The 20,446-nt window shown below is 42.7% G+C and carries 20 protein-coding genes, 1 tRNA gene and 1 riboswitch; of the genes, 19 read left to right on the top strand and 2 right to left on the bottom strand.

The genetic code is table 11. The features are described from left to right. Positions 1-26 precede the first annotated feature (26 nt). From NSQ72_RS12645 to NSQ72_RS12630, 4 genes are all read left to right on the top strand, one after another. The gene (locus tag NSQ72_RS12645; RefSeq protein ID WP_341084181.1) at positions 27-1,505 is read left to right on the top strand and encodes an alpha-N-arabinofuranosidase; all 1,479 of its coding nucleotides are present in this window, start codon (positions 27-29) and stop codon (positions 1,503-1,505) included. A gap of 246 nt (positions 1,506-1,751) precedes the next feature. Further along, on the top strand, positions 1,752-2,066 hold the full coding sequence (trxA, locus tag NSQ72_RS12640; RefSeq protein ID WP_007501629.1) for a thioredoxin: 315 nt from the start codon (positions 1,752-1,754) through the stop codon (positions 2,064-2,066). A 139-nt stretch (positions 2,067-2,205) separates the two neighbouring features. Continuing rightward, a complete protein-coding gene (gene uvrC, locus NSQ72_RS12635; RefSeq protein ID WP_024423216.1) occupies positions 2,206-3,978 on the top strand; it encodes an excinuclease ABC subunit UvrC in 1,773 nt (590 codons plus the stop codon). Positions 3,979-4,039: 61 nt separating this feature from the next. Further along, positions 4,040-4,217: riboswitch (Lysine riboswitch) on the top strand. Positions 4,218-4,350: 133 nt separating this feature from the next. Continuing rightward, positions 4,351-5,586, top strand: a complete 1,236-nt coding sequence (locus tag NSQ72_RS12630; protein WP_059374744.1) for an aspartate kinase — start codon at positions 4,351-4,353, stop codon at positions 5,584-5,586. 154 nt (positions 5,587-5,740) lie between these two features. Here NSQ72_RS12630 and NSQ72_RS12625 read toward each other — a convergent pair whose 3' ends face one another. After that, positions 5,741-6,184, bottom strand: coding sequence for a YslB family protein (locus NSQ72_RS12625; RefSeq protein WP_024423214.1), 444 nt, complete (start codon positions 6,182-6,184; stop codon positions 5,741-5,743). A gap of 283 nt (positions 6,185-6,467) precedes the next feature. On the opposite strand from NSQ72_RS12625, the gene NSQ72_RS12620 reads away from it, so the two are divergent. The 5 genes from NSQ72_RS12620 (at position 6,468) to NSQ72_RS12600 (ending at position 11,022) form a co-directional block, all read left to right on the top strand. Beyond that, positions 6,468-7,076: a succinate dehydrogenase cytochrome b558 subunit gene (locus NSQ72_RS12620; RefSeq protein ID WP_058838308.1), complete on the top strand. Its 609-nt coding sequence runs from the start codon at positions 6,468-6,470 to the stop codon at positions 7,074-7,076. 37 nt (positions 7,077-7,113) lie between these two features. After that, positions 7,114-8,874 carry a succinate dehydrogenase flavoprotein subunit gene (gene sdhA / locus NSQ72_RS12615; RefSeq protein WP_039180483.1) on the top strand — a complete coding sequence of 587 codons (1,761 nt, stop codon included), beginning with the start codon at positions 7,114-7,116 and terminating at the stop codon, positions 8,872-8,874. 1 nt (position 8,875) lies between these two features. After that, a complete protein-coding gene (gene sdhB, locus NSQ72_RS12610) occupies positions 8,876-9,640 on the top strand; it encodes a succinate dehydrogenase iron-sulfur subunit (protein WP_024427169.1) in 765 nt (254 codons plus the stop codon). 122 nt (positions 9,641-9,762) lie between these two features. Further along, positions 9,763-10,224, top strand: a complete 462-nt coding sequence (locus tag NSQ72_RS12605; protein ID WP_039180479.1) for an acyl-CoA thioesterase — start codon at positions 9,763-9,765, stop codon at positions 10,222-10,224. A 78-nt stretch (positions 10,225-10,302) separates the two neighbouring features. Beyond that, a complete protein-coding gene (locus tag NSQ72_RS12600) occupies positions 10,303-11,022 on the top strand; it encodes a biotin--[acetyl-CoA-carboxylase] ligase (RefSeq protein ID WP_224929098.1) in 720 nt (239 codons plus the stop codon). 225 nt (positions 11,023-11,247) lie between these two features. Here the strand turns inward: NSQ72_RS12600 and NSQ72_RS12595 are convergent, their stop codons facing one another. Then, positions 11,248-12,378, bottom strand: a complete 1,131-nt coding sequence (locus NSQ72_RS12595) for a 2-methylaconitate cis-trans isomerase PrpF family protein (protein ID WP_039180474.1) — start codon at positions 12,376-12,378, stop codon at positions 11,248-11,250. Positions 12,379-12,513: 135 nt separating this feature from the next. Here NSQ72_RS12595 and NSQ72_RS12590 point away from each other — a divergent pair, with 135 nt between their 5' ends. From NSQ72_RS12590 to NSQ72_RS12545, 10 genes are all read left to right on the top strand, one after another. Beyond that, positions 12,514-13,374: a LysR family transcriptional regulator gene (locus tag NSQ72_RS12590; RefSeq protein WP_024423208.1), complete on the top strand. Its 861-nt coding sequence runs from the start codon at positions 12,514-12,516 to the stop codon at positions 13,372-13,374. A 153-nt stretch (positions 13,375-13,527) separates the two neighbouring features. Next, entirely contained in the window at positions 13,528-14,844 is a 1,317-nt protein-coding gene (locus tag NSQ72_RS12585; protein WP_047202680.1) for a CitMHS family transporter, read from the top strand. 206 nt (positions 14,845-15,050) lie between these two features. Further along, positions 15,051-15,275, top strand: a complete 225-nt coding sequence (gerE, locus tag NSQ72_RS12580) for a spore germination transcription factor GerE (RefSeq protein ID WP_003184172.1) — start codon at positions 15,051-15,053, stop codon at positions 15,273-15,275. Between the two features lie 149 nt (positions 15,276-15,424). After that, the gene (locus NSQ72_RS12575; protein ID WP_024423206.1) at positions 15,425-15,865 is read left to right on the top strand and encodes a MarR family winged helix-turn-helix transcriptional regulator; all 441 of its coding nucleotides are present in this window, start codon (positions 15,425-15,427) and stop codon (positions 15,863-15,865) included. Between the two features lie 7 nt (positions 15,866-15,872). Next, positions 15,873-16,691 carry a glutamate racemase gene (gene racE, locus NSQ72_RS12570; protein WP_099663515.1) on the top strand — a complete coding sequence of 273 codons (819 nt, stop codon included), beginning with the start codon at positions 15,873-15,875 and terminating at the stop codon, positions 16,689-16,691. Between the two features lie 100 nt (positions 16,692-16,791). Further along, positions 16,792-17,853, top strand: a complete 1,062-nt coding sequence (locus NSQ72_RS12565) for a GerMN domain-containing protein (protein ID WP_341084171.1) — start codon at positions 16,792-16,794, stop codon at positions 17,851-17,853. Positions 17,854-18,004: 151 nt separating this feature from the next. Beyond that, positions 18,005-18,733 (top strand): ribonuclease PH, encoded by a 729-nt coding sequence (gene rph / locus NSQ72_RS12560; protein ID WP_024427165.1) that lies wholly within the window; start codon positions 18,005-18,007, stop codon positions 18,731-18,733. Between the two features lie 10 nt (positions 18,734-18,743). Further along, positions 18,744-19,346 (top strand): XTP/dITP diphosphatase, encoded by a 603-nt coding sequence (locus tag NSQ72_RS12555; protein WP_162860205.1) that lies wholly within the window; start codon positions 18,744-18,746, stop codon positions 19,344-19,346. A gap of 14 nt (positions 19,347-19,360) precedes the next feature. Next, positions 19,361-19,885 (top strand): YfcE family phosphodiesterase, encoded by a 525-nt coding sequence (locus NSQ72_RS12550; protein ID WP_041086507.1) that lies wholly within the window; start codon positions 19,361-19,363, stop codon positions 19,883-19,885. A gap of 120 nt (positions 19,886-20,005) precedes the next feature. Next, positions 20,006-20,079 (top strand) — tRNA-Arg (locus NSQ72_RS12545). Positions 20,080-20,446 lie beyond the last annotated feature (367 nt).

Raw genomic sequence — 20,446 nt, 5'->3', positions numbered from 1 at the left:
TCAAGAAGAAAAGGAGCGGTTGACAAGTGAAGGGGACAGTAAAAGTCAATGACGTGATCGGACGCATTTCTAAACACATTTATGGGCACTTTCAAGAGCATTTAGGAAGAGGGATTTATGACGGGATTTGGGTAGGAAAAGACTCAGAGATTGACCATATTGACGGGATTCGTACCGATGTGCTGAAGGCGCTTCAAGCATTACATATTCCGGTGCTGAGGTGGCCGGGGGGCTGTTTCGCAGACGAGTATCACTGGGCAAATGGTGTAGGTGATCTCAGTGAACGAAAGCCGATGGTAAATACCCATTGGGGTGGTACGGTTGAATCCAATGCATTTGGTACGCATGAATTTATGGCATTGTGTGAGCTGCTTGAATGTGAGCCATACATTTGCGGCAATGTGGGAAGCGGGTCTGTTCAAGAATTAGCCGATTGGGTCGAATACATGACATTTCCAAAAGGGACACCTATGTCCGACTGGCGCATTCAAAATGGAAAACAAGAACCTTGGCAGCTGACCTATGTTGGTGTAGGCAATGAAAGCTGGGGCTGCGGCGGGAATATGACGCCTGAATACTATGCAGATTTATATAAACGCTATCAAACGTACGTAAGAGAATTTGCCGGGCAGCGTATTTATAAAATCGCCTGCGGCGCGAACTCTAATGACGTGAATTGGACGAAAGTATTGATGGAGCGGGCTGCACCGTGGATGGATGGGCTCAGTTTACATTATTACACTGTACCTGGTACATGGGAGAAGAAAGGGTCAGCGACTGAATTTGATGAGGATGAATGGTTTATCACGCTGAAAAAAGCCTATGAGATGGAACGGCTTGTCGAGGACCATGGAGAAATCATGGATCGTTATGACCCAGACAAGCGAATTGGGATGATTATTGATGAATGGGGGACATGGTATGACCCAGAGCCAGGGACAAATCCTGGGTTTTTATATCAGCAAAACACACTAAGAGATGCCCTTGTGTCCGCCCTCCATTTTCATATTTTTCATCGCCATTGCGAGCGGATTCATATGGCAAATATTGCTCAGACGGTCAATGTGTTGCAAGCGATGGTATTAACAAAGGACGAAAAGATGCTTCTGACGCCTACGTATCATGTATTTCACATGTTTCAAGTACATCAAGAGGAAGAAGCTCTTGAGGTTGAGTTCGTTTCACCGCCGTATGAACGAAAAGGTGAAAAAATTCCTCAGGTCAGTGTGTCAGCCTCACGTTCATCAGGTAAGATGCATATTAGCTACTGTCACCTGAATCCGCATGAACAAAAAGAGGTATCCCTTGCCATTGAAGGGATTGATGCACAAACGAAAGTCACTGGACTTGTGCTGACGGCTGATCGCATGAATGCGCATAATACATTTGATGATCCTCATTCTGTTCAGCCAAAAGACTTTCAGCAAATGACTGTAAATCCCGGGGAATTAACGGTAGAGCTGCCGCCAATGTCAGTGGTCATGATAACTGTGGACCTCACTTGATTGCATATTTCGATGTTTGGTGAGAAGAATGTTGGGGCATCATACATTGTAAATGAAGCGGAAAGGGTGTCATGTCATATGCTTAGAACCATTCTAATGATCATCGGTGCGATTGTTGTTATTGGTGCGATTATACGGTTTGTTTTTTAATTCATTTCCTAAAAAATGATTCGTAAGCATTTCATTCGCAAGTCACATTGGTAGATGCTATACTAAAAAGCATAATTTACATTGGAGGAATGAATAATGGCAATCGTAAAAGCTACTGACGCAACATTTTCACAAGAAACTGCAGAAGGTGTTGTTCTTGCAGACTTTTGGGCACCATGGTGTGGACCTTGTAAAATGATTGCTCCAGTTCTTGAAGAACTTGATCAAGAAATGGGCGACAAAATGAAAATTGTAAAAATTGATGTAGACGATAACCAAGAAACTGCTGGTAAATACGGCGTTATGAGTATCCCAACACTTCTTGTTTTAAAAGACGGTGAAGTTGTAGAAACTTCTGTTGGTTTCAAACCAAAAGAAGCACTTGCTGAACTTGTCAACAAACATCTATAAACCGATCTATGTCCAAGCGGCATAATCATTGAAGCGGTTCTCGTAAAGACGAGAGCCGCTTTTCTTTCAACATGGTATAAAACAAATGTTCGTGATACACTAGAAGGAGTGAAAGAGGAAAACAAGGACGGATGAAAATATGAACAAACTAATCAAAGAAAAGCTGTCAGTCCTGCCGGATCAACCAGGCTGTTACTTAATGAAAGATAGACAAAATACGATCATTTACGTGGGAAAGGCAAAGGTGTTAAAAAATAGGGTGCGCTCTTATTTCACTGGATCACATGACGCCAAAACGCAGCGGCTTGTCAGTGAAATTGAAGACTTTGAATACATTGTCACCTCTTCTAATATCGAGGCGCTCATTTTAGAGCTGAATTTAATCAAAAAATATGACCCAAAATACAATGTCATGCTCAAGGATGACAAGACGTATCCATTTATAAAAATTACGAATGAACGCCACCCTAAGCTGATCGTCACCCGCAATGTAAAAAAGGACAAAGGGAAATATTTCGGTCCATACCCAAATGTACAAGCAGCACGAGAAACAAAAAAGCTGCTCGACCGCTTATATCCACTGAGAAAATGCGCCACTCTTCCTGACCGTGTCTGCCTTTATTATCATCTTGGGCAATGTCTTGCACCATGTGTGTATGACATTTCCGAGGAAACGAATAAGCAGCTCGTGGACGAAATCACAAGGTTTCTAAACGGAGGACATCAGCAAATCAAAAAAGAACTGACCGAAAAGATGCAGGAAGCTGCTGAAAATTTAGAGTTTGAACGGGCAAAAGAACTGAGAGACCAAATCGCTTATATCGACTCAACGATGGAAAAACAGAAAATGACGATGAGTGATTTATCAGATCGAGATGTCTTTGCCTATGCCTATGATAAAGGCTGGATGTGTGTCCAAGTTTTCTTTATCAGACAGGGGAAATTGATTGAACGTGATGTCAGCCTGTTCCCTATGTATCAGGACCCTGAGGAAGAGTTCCTTACGTTTATGGGGCAATTTTATGAAAAGAACAACCATTTTCTGCCGAAGGAAATTTTGGTACCGGACAGTGTCGATCAAGAGATGATTGAGCAATTGCTTGAGACAAACGTTCACCAGCCGAAAAAAGGAAAGAAAAAGGATTTACTTTTACTTGCCCATCAAAATGCCAAAATCGCCTTAAAAGAAAAGTTTTCGCTCATTGAGCGTGATGAAGAGCGGACAATTGGTGCGGTGAAGCAGCTTGGGGATGCGCTTAATATTTATATGCCGTACAGAATTGAGGCGTTTGATAACTCCAATATTCAAGGAGCAGACCCGGTTTCTGCCATGGTTGTCTTTCAGGACGGGAAGCCATATAAAAAGGAATACCGAAAATACAAAATTAAAACCGTCTCAGGACCAGATGATTATGCATCCATGCGTGAAGTCATTAGAAGACGATATACCCGCGTGTTAAAGGATGAACTGCCGCTGCCAGATTTAATTTTAATTGACGGAGGAAAAGGACAGATCAACGCAGCCATCGATGTGCTTGAAAATGAATTGAATCTGTCTGTCCCAGTCGCAGGTCTTGTAAAAGATGAAAAACACCGGACTTCAAATCTCATGATGGGAGATACACTTGAAATTGTTGCGCTGGAGCGAAATAGCCAGGCCTTTTACTTGTTGCAGCGCATTCAAGATGAAGTGCACCGGTTCGCCATTAGCTTTCACCGGCAGCTGCGCGGAAAAAATGCATTCCAGTCTATTTTAGACGATGTACCAGGTATCGGAGAGAAGCGTAAAAAGCAGCTCCTCAAACATTTTGGCTCTGTGAAAAAGATGAAAGAAGCCTCTATCCAAGACTTTCAGGAGGCGGGCATTCCAAAACAGACGGCTGAACTTTTAATGGAAGCATTAAAAAAATAGATTGTACTTTTTCCAAAAGTCTGTTAAGATGTGACTAATTTAATAAATGAACGTGTTGTTTGTTGAAGATAGAGGTGCGAACTTCAAGAGTAAGCCTTCGGAGATCGATGGGATCTAAGAAGAGGGCTGAAAGGGGAGCGTCGCCGAAGTGAATAAAATCCACTCATTTTATTCGCTGGCTGTACATTGAAGAAATGTAGGGCTGTCAAGAATTCATTTCTTGGAGGGCTATCTCATTGTTTGCATCGTTTAATGATGATTTTAAAGCAATGGGAGATTTGTTCTCTCATTGCTTTTTTATTTGCAGTGAGCGGACAGTCTCCAAAGCAGCCTCTTCTCTCACACGTGAACTTTTGAAAAAGGGTGGTAGACATGGGACTAATTGTACAAAAATTTGGCGGAACTTCCGTTGGGTCAACAGAAAAAATTCGCAATGCCGCAAAGAGAGTGATCGCTGAACGCGAGGCAGGACATGATGTGGTTGTGGTTGTATCAGCGATGGGTAAATCAACAGATGTTCTAGTAGACCTAGCGAAAGAACTTACAGACGATCCAAGCAAAAGAGAAATGGATATGCTGCTCGCAACTGGTGAACAGGTGACCATTTCATTATTAGCGATGGCGCTCCAAGCAAGAGGCTATGATGCCATTTCCTTCACAGGCTGGCAGGCTGGTATGAAAACAGAGCATGTACACGGAAATGCAAGAATCGTGGACATTGATGAAGCAAGAATAAAAGAGGAATTAAGTGCGGGGAAAGTCGTAGTTGTGGCAGGCTTCCAAGGAATTGCAGATGACTTACATATCACAACACTTGGACGCGGAGGATCAGATACGACTGCTGTGGCACTGGCTGCCGCACTAAAAGCTGATAAATGTGATATTTACACAGATGTACCAGGAGTGTTTACGACAGATCCGCGTTATGTACCATCTGCGCGGAAACTTGCAGGTATTTCATACGATGAGATGCTTGAGCTGGCTAATTTAGGAGCTGGGGTCCTGCATCCAAGAGCGGTTGAATTTGCGAAAAATTATCAAGTCCCGCTAGAAGTCCGTTCTAGTATTGAAAATGAATCGGGTACGTTAATTGAGGAGGAATCATCCATGGAACAAAATTTAGTCGTCAGAGGCATTGCGTTTGAAGATCAGATTACACGTGTGACAGTATGCGGGCTTTCAAGCGGTCTCACAACATTATCGACCATTTTTACGACGCTTGCGAAACAGAATATCAATGTTGATATCATCATTCAGTCTGTCACAAGCACCAATCAGACGTCGATCTCTTTCTCTGTGAAAACGGATGATTTGTCCAAAACAGTTGAAGTATTAGAAGAATATAAAGGGGCGCTTGGCTACGAGCAGATTGAGACAGAAAGCAAATTAGCGAAAGTATCCATTGTGGGATCTGGAATGGTCTCAAATCCAGGCGTAGCTGCTGAAATGTTCGCTGTGTTAGCGCAAAAAGACATTCAAGTGAAAATGGTCAGTACGTCTGAAATCAAAGTCTCAACAGTGGTCGGCCGTGATGATATGGTCAAAGCGGTTGAAGCGCTGCATGATGCGTTTGATTTATCAAAGGTGAGCGCAGCTGCTCACTCTTAAAAAGGTAAAGAGGTGATCTCATGAAAGAGGATCGCCTCTTTTTTCTATATGGAATCGGCTGAAACGGACGTAAACCCATTCATTAAGTATGCTATGATAGATGTAGGCATATAAAAAAGGCGTGACCTGAAGTCCGCGCCTTTTACCAAGAGGATTAGCTAGGGTCTCTTAAATCCCATTTAACGGTTAAAATGACTTTCTCAGCACGCTTTTTCACTTGTTCATAGGATTCAGCCACGTGCTCATTTAGAAGCTGAATTTGTTCAGCAATAAAACCCGCTTCCATCTGAAAGCATGGCTCCTTTTGATAGGTGAGTCGATTGGATACTAGTGGACCTTCGAGCTCAAACTCAATTTCCTGTTTTTTCGAATGGACCATTGTGAGAGTCCCCCATCCGGCATCATGGAAAAATTCGGGGATCTTTTCCCATGACTCTTGAGGAAATTTACGAGCAAGCAGTTTACCCGCAAAATACATCATAGATGAATGGTCCTGACCAAGAATATCAGGCAGCAGAACTTCGCGTATCAGCTCGTAGGCAAATCCATTGACTTCAATTTCTTTTAGCTGTTCTAAGTTAGATTCGAATTTATTCATTGTACGGCTCCCCTCTTTCAACAATTTATTATAGCTTATGTGGGCATATGATGACAGAGTTTTCCCTGAAGTCTAAGAAATTCTTATTGTAGTAAAACGAATTTTGATTTAAAACTTTTAAATTTCGGAAAATTTTAATTTATGTACGCGGTTTCTTGACGCTTTTTTGACATAGGAGTAAAATGAAATTGTCAATAAATTTGAATAAAGTGCTTACAATTGAAAGAAGCGGGGGTAAGACAATTTTCAAGCAATTGCACTTTTTTTACTAGGGGGTAAAGTAATGTCGGGGAACAAAGAATTTTTTTATCGGAGATTGCATTCTTTGCTTGGCGTCATTCCGGTCGGTCTATTTTTAGTACAGCACTTAGTGATTAACCACTTTGCGACGGATGGACCAGAGGCGTTTAACAAAGCTGCACACTTTATGGAACAGCTTCCTTTCAGATATGCACTTGAGCTGTTCGTGATTTTCTTACCACTGATCTATCATGCTGTTTATGGGGTGTACATAGCCTTTACGGCACAAAACAACACGTCTCGCTTCAGTTACTTAAGAAACTGGCTGTTCAGACTGCAAAGGATTTCAGGTATTATCACATTGATTTTTGTCACTTGGCACGTATGGGAAACGCGCATTCAAGCTCAGCTTGGAGCTGAAGTTAACTATGACATGATGGCGAATATTTTAAGCTCTCCATTTATGCTAGGCTTCTATATTGTCGGCGTTTTATCTACTATTTTCCACTTTGCTAATGGCTTGTGGTCATTTGCTGTCAGCTGGGGAATTACCGTTTCACCACGCTCACAACGAATCTCCACATATGTGACATTAGGTATATTTATAGCGCTTTCATATGTAGGGCTAAGAGCAATTTTCGCTTTTGTTTAAGAGGAAATAGATTAGTAGAAGAGGGAGAGGGGCTACAATGAGTAATTCTAGCATCATCGTTGTCGGAGGCGGCTTAGCTGGTCTCATGGCAACTATTAAAGCAGCAGAAGCGGGAACAGCTGTTCAACTATTTTCAATCGTACCTGTGAAACGTTCGCATTCTGTATGTGCACAGGGCGGAATCAACGGAGCGGTCAATACAAAAGGTGAAGGGGATTCACCTTATGAGCATTTTGATGACACGGTATACGGCGGAGATTTCTTAGCCAACCAGCCGCCAGTAAAGGCAATGTGTGAAGCAGCGCCGTCCATTATCCACTTACTTGATCGTATGGGTGTTATGTTTAATAGAACACCAGAGGGATTATTGGACTTCCGCCGCTTCGGGGGAACACAGCACCACCGTACAGCGTTTGCTGGAGCTACAACAGGCCAGCAGCTATTATACGCACTGGATGAGCAGGTTCGCCGCTATGAAGTAGCAGGGCTTGTCACAAAATATGAAGGCTGGGAATTCCTTGGCGCTGTTTTAGATGACGAGGAAGTATGCCGCGGGATTGTCGCGCAGAACTTAACGACAATGGAAATTCAATCCTTCCGTTCAGATGCAGTCATCATGGCAACAGGCGGTCCTGGAATCGTGTTCGGTAAATCAACGAACTCCATGATTAACACTGGGTCTGCTGCATCTATCGTTTATCAGCAAGGTGCGCATTATGCAAATGGAGAATTCATTCAAATTCACCCAACAGCGATTCCAGGAGATGACAAGCTTCGTCTCATGAGTGAATCAGCTCGTGGTGAGGGCGGACGAGTTTGGACATATAAAGACGGGAAGCCTTGGTACTTCCTTGAAGAAAAATACCCAGCATACGGGAACCTTGTACCGCGTGACATCGCAACGCGTGAAATCTTTGACGTATGTGTCGAGCAAAAGCTTGGCATCAACGGAGAGAACATGGTATATCTCGATCTTTCTCATAAAGATCCAAAAGAGCTTGATATTAAGCTTGGTGGAATCATTGAAATTTATGAAAAATTCATGGGTGATGACCCGCGTAAGCTTCCGATGAAAATCTTCCCTGCTGTTCATTACTCAATGGGCGGATTATGGGTCGATTATGATCAAATGACGAATATCAAAGGTCTGTTCGCTGCCGGAGAATGTGATTACTCGATGCACGGCGGAAACAGACTTGGTGCAAACTCACTTCTTTCTGCGATTTACGGCGGAATGGTCGCTGGACCAAATGCAGTGAAGTATATTAGCGGTCTTGAGAAATCTGCGGAAGACCTATCTTCTGCAACATTTGACAGCGCTGTGAAGAAAGAGCAGGAGAAATGGGACAACATCCTCAGCATGGACGGAACAGAAAATGCATACGTGCTTCATAAAGAGCTTGGAGAATGGATGACGGATAACGTTACAGTGGTTCGTTACAATGACAAACTCTTAAAAACAGATCAGAAGATCGAAGAACTAATGGAGCGCTACAAGAAGATCAACATCAACGATACCGCATCATGGAGCAACCAAGGCGCTGCCTTCACGCGTCAGCTTGACAACATGCTTCAGCTGGCAAGAGTCATTACGATCGGGGCATATAACCGGAATGAAAGCCGAGGCGCACACTATAAACCGGAATTCCCAGAAAGAAACGATGAAGAATTCCTTAAAACAACGATGGCTACGTTCAAAGGGAAAAATCAAAAGCCTGCATTCCACTATGAGGACGTCGATGTATCGTTAATTGCACCTCGTAAACGAGATTACTCGAAGAAAAAGGTGGAGAAATAAGATGAGTGAAAAAAACACAATTCATTTCATAATCACACGTCAAGATACAGCAGATGGAAAGTCTTATGATGAGGAATTCGAAATCCCTTACCGTCCGAATATGAACGTCATTTCTGCACTCATGGAAATTAGACGTAACCCGGTTAATAAACAAGGTGAAAAAACAACGGCGATCAACTGGGATATGAACTGTCTTGAAGAGGTGTGCGGAGCTTGCTCTATGGTCATTAATGGAAAACCGCGCCAGTCATGTACAGCACTAATTGATCAGTTGGATCAGCCGATCCGTCTTCAGCCGATGAAGACATTCCCAGTCGTGAGAGACTTGCAGGTTGATAGAAGCCGTATGTTCAACTCCTTGAAAAAAGTAAAAGCATGGGTGCCGATCGATGGCACATATGATCTTGGACCTGGACCAAGAATGCCTGAGAAAAAACGTCAATGGGCGTATGAGCTTTCTAAATGTATGACATGTGGTGTCTGCCTTGAAGCTTGTCCAAACGTGAATGATAAGTCTTCCTTTATGGGCCCTGCACCGCTTTCACAAGTACGTCTATTTAACGCACACCCGACAGGTGCGATGAATAAGTCTGACCGTCTAGAAGAAATTATGGGTGACGGCGGTCTTGCGAACTGCGGGAACTCTCAAAACTGTGTGCAGGCTTGTCCGAAAGGAATCCCGCTGACAACGTCAATTGCAGCACTTAACCGAGATACAACATTACAAGCTTTCCGTAACTTCTTCGGAAGCGATCACGCAGAATAACATCACATTCAGTCCTCTTTGCCAATCATGATGAGTGTTTACAAAGAGGCTGGGTGGAACACAGAATAAACGCCTCTTCCAATATGGGAGAGGCGTTTATTGATGAATAAGGAGATGATAAAGTGAGACTTCCGTCATATATTGAGGAACCGTTTGAAGAGTGGAGGGCATCCTTTCGATTTTATGTCGAAACGACTGTCCGTTTTTCAGAAACGGATATGTTTGGCCATATGAACAATGTCACCCCATTTGTGTATTTTGAAGAAGCACGGATTGCCTTTTTTCAAAAAACAGGAATTGTGGATAAACGAATGAAACGTGTGAAAGAGACGATTACAGTCGTGGCAAACCTGCAATGTGATTACATCAAACAGGTTGAGATAGGGGAGCGGCTTCGTGTGTATGTAAAGCCGGAAAAAGTCGGGTCAAGCTCACTTATCCTTCATTACTTAGGAGAAAACGAGCAGCAGGAACCATGTTTTACAGGCTCAGTCACCATGGTCCAAATTAATAAAGAAACAGGCGCTCCCGTCCCATTTACAGAGGAAGAAAAAGAGACATTTCAAGCTCAGCGAAATGGGTAGTATGCAGCCTCGTCAACGTGTAAGCTTCATTTTGTTATAATAAAAAGACCATATCAAGAAGAAACAAAAGGAGAACACATGAAGATTTTTCAATATGACACCATTGATAGTACAAATAATGAAGCGAAAAGGCTCATTCAGCAAGGAGAAAAACCTTCATTTGCTGTCTATGCACATCAGCAGACAGCAGGAAGAGGCAGGCTAGGCAGGCCGTGGGAAACGCCTGCAGGAAATGTCGCTGTGACCATGACAGTTTTACCGCCAGAAGAACTCTCCACCCAGTCAACGATTGCTCCGCTGACGGCACTAGCGATCTACGATGTACTTAAACCTCTCATAAGGGCTGAGGATCAGCTGGCGATTAAATGGCCAAATGATATTCTTATCAATGAAGCAAAGGTATCAGGCACATTGATTGAAGCGGACCGTACCGCTATTTATATCGGGGTTGGCATTAATGTGAAGACAAAGCCAGAGCATGTTCCGTACAAAACCATTTGCCTATCAGAGCTTACAGAGGTGAAATCGGATCAGCTTGTGAAGGAACTTGCAGCCGCTTTTGAAAAATATCATACACGCTGGAAGAATGAAGGGTTTGAAGCACTCACTGCCCTCTACAACAAACGGTTATATCGTCTTCATAAACCGCTGCGGATTTCGTTAGACCGTGAAAAACAAACATGGGAAGAGGGTATTTGCTGCGGGGTCAACCACAACGGTCATCTTCAGCTAAAAGATGAGAAAGGGCAGATAAAAGCTCATTCTGCCGGAGATATAGATGCACCGCTACAGCATTAAAAAAAGCAGACGAGAGCATCGTCTGCTCAGCGTGTAGACAAACCCTCGCATTCGGTGTCAGGTCTGCGCTCCGGTGCTCACGAATGTCACATTCGCTCCGCTCCGGTGCTCGTCCTTCCTAGACTGCAAAGGTTTTCTATCACGCTGAAAAGAAGACAAAGGGCTAAAATCAAGATCATTTTAGCCCTTTGTCAACAATCTGAGCAGACGATGTTCTCGTCTGCTTTAAGCTTCTCTTTTAATCTGAGGCTGAATCACATAATCTTGTTTTGTGAAGACAACTCCGTCTAGAATTTCTCTTGCGGTTCGAATAACTTTGACTCTGTTTTCAGAGATGTCAATTTCAGTTTGCATAATACCAGCAGGATGCCCAATACGAAGGGTGTCATCTTTTCCTTGAAACAGCTGAGAAGGAAGCGTTTCATCTAAGAAACAGCTGGCTGTCACGCAGACAGAGCCGGTAATGGCAAGTGCTTGGTGCGGTCGTTGCATCGATAGCATACGAACGATAATGTCCATATCTTCTGCTCGTCTCAAGATTCCATTTGTATCTACATAATCAGTAGGCTCACTAATGAGCGCAAGCTTTGGAACAGCTGGAGACTGTAATGTGGCCATTTCTTTTGGTGCAAAATGACACATTTCAGCAGCAAGGGAACGAATTTCTTCTAAATCGTCCAGTAATTCGTCTGTAAACTCTTCAGGCAATTCAGTTCCTTTTAATTGAATATCTTTCGCGCGAATAAAGGCAATTGGGTTTGCAATGTCAACGATCGAGATTGGAATCTCGCCAAACTTTGTTTGAATCGTATCAATTTTGTTTCCAGTTGGAAAGGTTTTACCTGTGACAGCGCCTTCAGGTTTCTCAAAGGATAAATAAATGGGAGAACCAGTTCCTTTTACGCCTGGAATTTCTGCCTGTCCTTCAAATTTTACTTCTCCATTTTCGACCTCGACCTCTGCCGTAATGACTTTATTTGTATTGGTATTGAGGATACGTACAGTCGTAATGGGCTCAACCGCTTGAACAAGTCCTTTAATGATCGCATACGGCCCAACGGCTGATGAGATGTTCCCGCAGTTTCCTTTAAAGTCGACATATCTCTCATTAATGCTGACTTGTGCAAATGTATAGTTCACATCCACATCCGGGCGTGTGGCTTTATCGATGATCGCCACTTTGCTTGTTAAAGAATTACCGCCGCCGATTCCATCGACCTGCAGCCGATCAGGGCTGCCCATAATGTCTAATAGAAATGCTTCGAGCTCATCGTGTTCATATGGTGCATTGTTCGCGTGAATGAATACCCCTTTGCTTGTACCGCCTCGCATGATTGTGATTGGAACTTTTCTCATTACTCTCACCCTCAATTTTTAATAAACTGTTTATCTAACCAAAATGGTAAAGTATAATAAGAAATAAGTTAAATACATTATTTTAAGAGAAATCAATAAAATTATTTTATAATTAGTAAAAAAGGAGGACAAACAATGGATGAAAAAGATTGGCGGTTTTTAAAGGTACTTTATGAAGAAAAGAACATCACAAAAGCGGCAGAAAAATTATTTGTCTCTCAGCCTGCCTTAAGCTATCGTTTGAAACAGCTTGAAGAGGAGTTTGATATGAAGCTTTTCTTTAAAAGAAAACGAGGAATTGAATTTACATCAGAGGGCGAATACTTGGCTAAATATGCAAATGACATGCTCAAACAGCTGCAGCAAACAAAAGATGGCATGCTCAATATGCAAAAAAAGGTCAAAGGGACGATCCGGTTAGGGGTCTCAAGTAACTTTGCCCAGTATAAACTGCCAGAAATATTAAAAGAATTTTCTAAGCAGTATCCACATGTTCAATTTATGGTCAACACAGGCTGGAGCACAAAGGTAATGGATTTATTAGGAACATCAAGTGTGCATTTAGGGATTTTAAGAGGCGATTATGACTGGAATGGAGAGCGTTTTTTGCTCGATAAAGAGCGTCTTTGCATCATTTCAAAATCAGAAATCCAGCTAAAGGATCTCCCGAATCTGCCGCTCATTGACTATCATACAGACAGTTCATTGAAACGGCTGATTAACAGATGGTGGCAGGAAACATTCACAATGCCTCCGCTTGTCACGATGGAGACAGACCGTCAGGATACATCAAAAGAGATGGTGAAGCATGGTTTAGGCTATGCCATTGTCCCAGAAATTTGCCTCAGACCAAGTGATGAGTTATTTGTAAAAGGTCTTTCGTATAAAGATGGACAGCCTGTTTTAAGAGATACATGGCTCATGTACCAGCCAGACTCACTTCATTTGTCTGTTGTGAAAGCGTTCATTGAGTTTTTAAGAAATCAGCAAGGTTGATTATAAAAGAAATTTATTGAATATACGAAAAAATCGATATTTTCATTATAAAAAAAGCTATTATATCCTTGAAATAGAAAGCGCTAACATATAGATCGCAAGTGCAAGGGGGCGCTTGCAGATCATGTAAAGAAGAGGATGGAGGGATATAAAGTGCTAGCTATTTTAGGGATCTTGATGGTCTTGACATTTACATTTCTCATTATGACTAAACGTATGCATCCGGTGGTGGCTCTAACCGTTGTACCTATCATATTTGCATTGATCGGTGGCTTTAACAAAGGATTAGGGGACATGATGCTTGATGGACTGAAAACTGTTGCACCATCAGCTGCTTTATTGTTATTTGCGATTTTATTCTTCGGTGTCATGCTGGATGCTGGATTGTTTGATCCTCTGATTAAACTCATTCTACGTATTGTAAAAGGTGATCCTGTCAAAATTGCTTTTGGGGTAGCGATTTTGTCTATGCTTGTTGCATTAGATGGTGACGGAACAACAACGTATATGATTACCGTATCAGCTATGCTGCCACTTTTCTTAAGAATTGGGATGAACCCATTAATTTTAGGAACAATTTCATTATTATCATTAGGAATTATGAGCGGAATGACGCCATGGGGCGGTCCGGCTACTCGTGCTATCGCGGCGCTTGGATTAGATGCAGGCGAATTTTTCATTCCATTACTCCCAACGATGGTTGGAGGCGGTCTTTTTATACTTTTTACTGCTTACGTACTTGGAAAAAAAGAAAGAAAACGAATTGGGATTGCAGAAATTCAGTACAAAGAAGAGCCGTCCATTTCTCCTGAATTGGCTGCGTCAATTGAGGATGGAGTAGCCGATATCAAAAGGCCGAATCTGATTTGGATTAACTTCTTCCTTACAATTGCTGTCATGGTCACACTAGTCATGGATATCATCCCAATTCCTGTACTTTTCTTAATTGGATTTGTCATCGCTCTCATGATTAACTATCCAAAGGTTGAAGATCAGCGTGAGCGAATTTTATCGCATGCAGGAAACGCATTAACGGTTATCACACTTGTATTTGCAGCAGGAATTTTCACAGGGATCTTCTCAGGAACAAAGATGGTTGAGGCCATTGCCCATTTGGTCATTTACATGATTCCAGATTCCTACAGCTCATTTTTCCCGCTGATTGTTGCTTTGACGAGTATGCCATTTACATTTATTCTTTCAAATGATGCTTACTATTTCGGGGTGCTGCCGATCTTGGCTGAAGCCGGCGCAGCTTACGGGATTGATCCGGTGGAGATTGCACGTGCTTCTATCATAGGACAGCCTGTCCACTTACTGAGCCCACTTGTGGCTTCAACGCTGCTGCTTGTTGGTATGCTGAACAAAGATATTGGTGATTTGCAAAAATACGCACTCCTATGGACCGTGTTAACTGCCCTTTTTACAACACTTATTGCATTGTTAACAGGCGCCATTACAATCTTTTAAATACCACGTAAAAAAGGACGATGTCTCGGTGAGGAGACTCGTCCTTTTTTGCGTGGCTGAAAGCGCAGTAAATTGGACGCTGATATGCGGGATTTCTTGATTTTAACGTCACCTACCTCAGGCACCCGGCATATGATATCTCGACTATACAGAATCCCATTCTATAGAGACTAGAGCTCTCACCTTAGCAAGGAGGGTTACAATACTTGAAGGAGAAAGAGTTTCAATCCAAGCCGCTATTAACCAAAAGAGAAAGAGAAGTATTCGAATTGCTCGTCCAAGATAAAACAACAAAAGAAATTGCAAGCGAGCTTTTTATTAGCGAAAAGACTGTTCGAAATCATATTTCGAATGCCATGCAAAAGCTAGGAGTCAAAGGCCGTTCACAGGCCGTAGTCGAGCTTCTGCGTATGGGTGAGCTAGAGCTCTAAAGTCAGCCGGTTTTCCTTCCATATCGGGAAGGAACCGGTTATTTCTATATGGTTTCCATGACTCTCTTCTTGCATTTTCTTTGAAAAACGAGGAAAATAGACATGTACGTTTTAATCAAAGTGAGATGCTATAGTGAGGTATCAATAAAATGGAAACGAATGAGTCTGGCCATGTTGCAGAGATTGAAAAATCATTGCGCCACATTGCTGCAATTATTAAGCAAAAAGGCAGAGAAATCCTGAATCAATATACAATTACACCTCCACAATTCATCGGGCTTCAGTGGCTCTATGAATTCGGAGATATGACAATAGGTGAGCTGTCACAAAAGATGTATTTGGCTTGCAGCACAACCACTGATTTAATTGATAGAATGGAAAAAAGTGAACTTGTCGAACGGGTGAAAGATCCATCTGACCGCCGCGTGGTTCGCATTCATTTATTGCCTGAAGGCGAGAGGATCATTCAAGAAGTGATTGCTAAACGCCAAGAATACGTCAGTGAACTTCTAGGGGCTTTCTCAGAAGAAGAAGCCATCGTTTTCAACCAATCCTTAACGAAACTACAGCAGCAAATGAAAAGAAAATGAGGCGATTTTGTTGGATCAACCAATCGGCGTCATTGATTCCGGCGTCGGCGGTTTAACCGTTGCAAAGGAAATCATGAGACAACTGCCAAAAGAAAACATCATTTATGTAGGCGATACAAAACGATGTCCATATGGCCCGCGTAAAGAAGAAGAAGTTCTTCAATATACTTGGGAAATGGCGCACTACTTATTAAAACACCACCATATTAAAATGCTCGTCATTGCGTGCAACACAGCAACAGCGATCGCACTGGACGAAATCAAAGCAACGCTTGATATTCCGGTCATTGGTGTCATTCAGCCCGGCGCCCGTACAGCGATCAAGGTGACAAACAATCAGCATATTGGCGTTATTGGCACAGTCAATACGATCAAAAGCGAGGCATACAAAGAAGCGCTGCTGTCACTAAAAGCAGGTCTAACGGTTCAAAGCCTGGCGTGTCCGCTCCTTGTCCCATTTGTGGAAAGCGGTACGTTTTTAGATCAGACAGCAGAGGCAGTGGTGAAAGACTCCCTTGAACCAATGAAAGAAACAGGGATTGATACACTTATTCTGGGCTGCACACACTATCCGATTTTAAAAGAGCCGATTCAGCGCTTTATGGGCAGTGAAGTAAACATCATTTCATCAGGGGATGAGACAGCGAGAGAAGCGAGTACGATTCTTTCATATAAAGGGCTGTTAAATACCTCTAAAGAAGCACCTGTCCATACATTTTACACAACAGGACAGCAGCAAAATTTCCAAAACATCGCTCGTGACTGGTTTGGCTACCTGCCAGGAAAGGTCGAAACCGTGTCACTTGAACACATCTACCAGCAATAACCCCTTCTACTTGAAGCGGGTTATTTTTTTATGAAAAGGGTCTAATCCTCTGATGGAGCTCGTATACATAGTAGTACAAACTACTAGAGGAGGGTGAAGTATGCTGAAAAAAGGATCTACAGCAGCTGTTACGTGTATCGCGTCAGCCATGCTTTTGTCAGGATGCGGATTGTTTCAAACAGACCAAGCGAAAACAGAGATTGATCCACCACAAAACGTCACATATGTGAAAGAAAATAAAGAAGACAAACAAACAGCCAAAGAAGGAAAAGAAGAGAAGCAGGCTGATACAGTCATGAGAGAATTATATTTAATTGATAAAAACGGGTATGTCGTATCTCAATCCATTCCGCTGCCGAAAAATGAAGGAAGTGCCAAACAAACCCTTGAATATCTCGTGGACGGGGGACCTATTTCTAACTTAATGCCGAACGGATTCAGAGCAGTGTTACCTGCGGACACGAGCGTATCTGTCGATATTAAAGATGGAACGGCGATTGTGGATTTTTCAAATGAATTTAAAAACTATAAAAAAGAAGACGAACAGCGAATCCTGCAATCTGTTACTTGGACGTTAACACAGTTTGATTCCATAGCCAAAGTCAAATTGAAGATGAATGGACATGAACTAAAAGAAATGCCTGTGAACGGTACACCTATCTCAGATGATTTAAGCAGAGAAGACGGGATTAATATCCAGCACGAGGCTGCAGCTGATATGACTTCAACAAAGCCTGTAACTGTCTACTATTTAGCTGAATCTGATGAACAGACCTACTATGTTCCGGTCACCACAAGAGCACCAAAAGACGAGGATGATCCGATTACAGCAGCAATTGATGAGCTCGTCTCTGGACCAAGCAAAAAAAGCCATCTTCTTACAGACTTTGATCAAGATGTGAAGCTGAATGATGTACCAAAAGTAAAAGATGGACATGTGACACTTGATTTCAACGAATCTATTTTTGGCAGTGCGGATGAAAAGAAAAAGGTGATTTCACAAAAAGTTCTTAATAGCATTGTGCTCACATTAACCGAGCTGCCGGACGTCAAAAGCGTATCTGTTATGGTCAACGGCAAGGCTGAGCTTGTGAACGAAAAAGGCGCAGAGCTTACAAAGCCGGTTTCACGACCAGAACAAGTGAATACAGGTAGTTTTTAACGTCACACATTGATATAATGGAGAAAAAGAGGCATGCATATTCGCTGCCTCTTTTTTATTCCAAGCGGTTAGAACAAGCCGAGGTTGTCAAAGTTAGTAGGAGAACCCCGCTGGCATACGCGCGGAATGTATATCGTAACGGAGGTAAAACATGAGATTAGATGAAAGACAATATGACGAATTGAGAAAAATTGAAATAGAGGCAGGCTACATCACGCACCCAGAAGGCTCTGTCTTAATCTCAGCGGGAAATACGAAGGTGATTTGTAACGCATCGATCGAAGACCGCGTACCTCCTTTTTTAAGAGGAGAAGGAAAAGGCTGGATTACAGCAGAATATAGCATGCTTCCAAGAGCAACCGCACAAAGAACGATAAGAGAATCATCTAAAGGAAAAGTCACAGGACGTACGATGGAGATTCAGCGTTTAATTGGACGAGCACTCCGCGCAGTCGTTGACTTAGAAAAGCTTGGCGAACGCACGATTTGGATTGATTGTGATGTCATTCAAGCAGACGGCGGTACACGCACAGCGTCCATCACAGGTGCTTTTGTTGCCATGACACTCGCGATTCAAAAGCTGCGAGCTGAAGGAGTCATCAAAGAAAACCCGATTACTGATTATTTAGCGGCGATATCCGTCGGAATTGATTCTCAGCAAGGTCTTCTGTTAGATTTAAACTATGAAGAAGATTCTTCTGCTGAAGTAGATATGAATGTCATCATGACAGGCGCTGGACGCTTTGTTGAACTTCAAGGAACAGGTGAAGAAGCGACATTCTCAAGAGAACAGCTAAATGGACTGCTTGATTTAGCCGAAAAGGGCATCAAAGAATTAATCGAAAAGCAAAAAGCAGTAACAGGAGAAGTCATCGAATAAAGAGAAGGGTTTGATCAGGATGAAAACAGCCATCATTGCAACGCACAATGCGGGCAAAGCGAAAGAATTCAAAGCCATTCTTGAGCCAAAAGGATTCACGGTCAAAACACTAGCAGACATTGGCTTTACTGAAGAGATTGAAGAAACAGGACAAACCTTCGAAGAAAATGCCATCATCAAAGCGGAGGCTATTCAAGCCAAAGCAGGTGAAATGGTCATTGCAGACGATTCCGGTCTGTCGATTGATTATCTAGGCGGGAAACCTGGCGTGTATTCAGCGAGATACGCAGGTGAGCATAAAGATGATGCGGAGAATGTGGAAAAAGTGCTGAGCGAACTTCAAGGCATTGAAAAAGAAGACCGCACAGCCAGATTCAGATGTGCCCTTGCTGTCAGCATACCGGGAAAAGAAACAAAAACGGTAGAAGGATCAGTAGAAGGCTTCATCGCAGAAAAGCCAATCGGCGAAAATGGCTTCGGATACGACCCAATTTTCATCGTCAAAGACAAAGACCAGACGATGGCCGAGTTATCACCAGAGGAGAAAAACAAGATCAGCCATCGAGCGGTTGCGCTTCAAAAGCTTTCATCACTGCTAGACGCAAATGAATAAGGGGGAATGAAGCCATGAAGATACTCATTATTAGTGACAGTCATGGACTCACAGACGAACTTCAAACCATTGCCAAACGGCATGCGGCTGAAGTCGACATGATGATCCACTGCGGAGATTCAGAACTCGAAACGAACCACCCAGCACTCGAAGGATACAAAGTCGTCAAAGGAAATTGTGACTTTATGGGCGATTTTGAAGAAGAGCTCCTGCTCCCACTCGATGGAGGCGGAAAACTATTTCTCACTCACGGACATCTGCATGGCATCAAACAATCCTTACTTCAAGTCTACTACCGTGCAGAAGAGCTAGGCGCAGACATTATCTGCTTTGGCCACTCGCACATCCCGGGCAGTGAACTGCTAAGAGGAAAACTCCTCATTAACCCAGGCAGCGTACACCTGCCAAGAGTGCGAAAAGAGCGCAGCTATGCTATACTGACACTAGATGGAAGCGAAGCAAACGTACAGTTTTTCACGGACGAAGGTCAGGTCATATCAGACCTCGAAAACACTGTCACATTGGAAGGTATTTCATAAGGGTGCAGCATTTGCCCCTTATGAAAAAACTTTCGAAAAACCGTTGACTTTAAAGAACAATAGTAATATAATAAATCTTGTCGCTGAGGTAATATACCAAAGTACACTACATAACAACATGTCCCAGTAGCTCAGCAGGATAGAGCAACGGCCTTCTAAGCCGTCGGTCGGGAGTTCGAATCTCTCCTGGGACGTACTAAGTTAAAAGCCTGAAACCCTTTATTAATAAAGGGTTTCAGGCTTTTTGTTCTTTGGAACTTAAGTTCGTAACTCGCTCCAAAACAGGGTTTTGGGAGCGGATTTATTTTTAAGGATTTCCGTTCCCTGTTTTTGTATCAAAGAAGCTATCAAAATGAGTGGTTGATTTCTGATCAGCTTCTTCAATGACATGAGCGTAAATTGACATAGTTGTATCCATTTTTGTATGCCCTAAACGTTCCTAAATAACTGCGATTTATTTAAATGATTGGATAATTCAGTTCATAATTTGGGTAGCAATAATAAGGCGGTCTACGTCCAATTTCAGACATTGGCCATGAATGCTCCATATAAACCATAGTA

This window comes from Bacillus sp. FSL R5-0659 (genome assembly GCF_038008785.1).
In the GTDB taxonomy this organism is placed as follows: domain Bacteria; phylum Bacillota; class Bacilli; order Bacillales; family Bacillaceae; genus Bacillus; species Bacillus safensis.
This window is presented reverse-complemented; position numbering and strand designations above follow the sequence as displayed.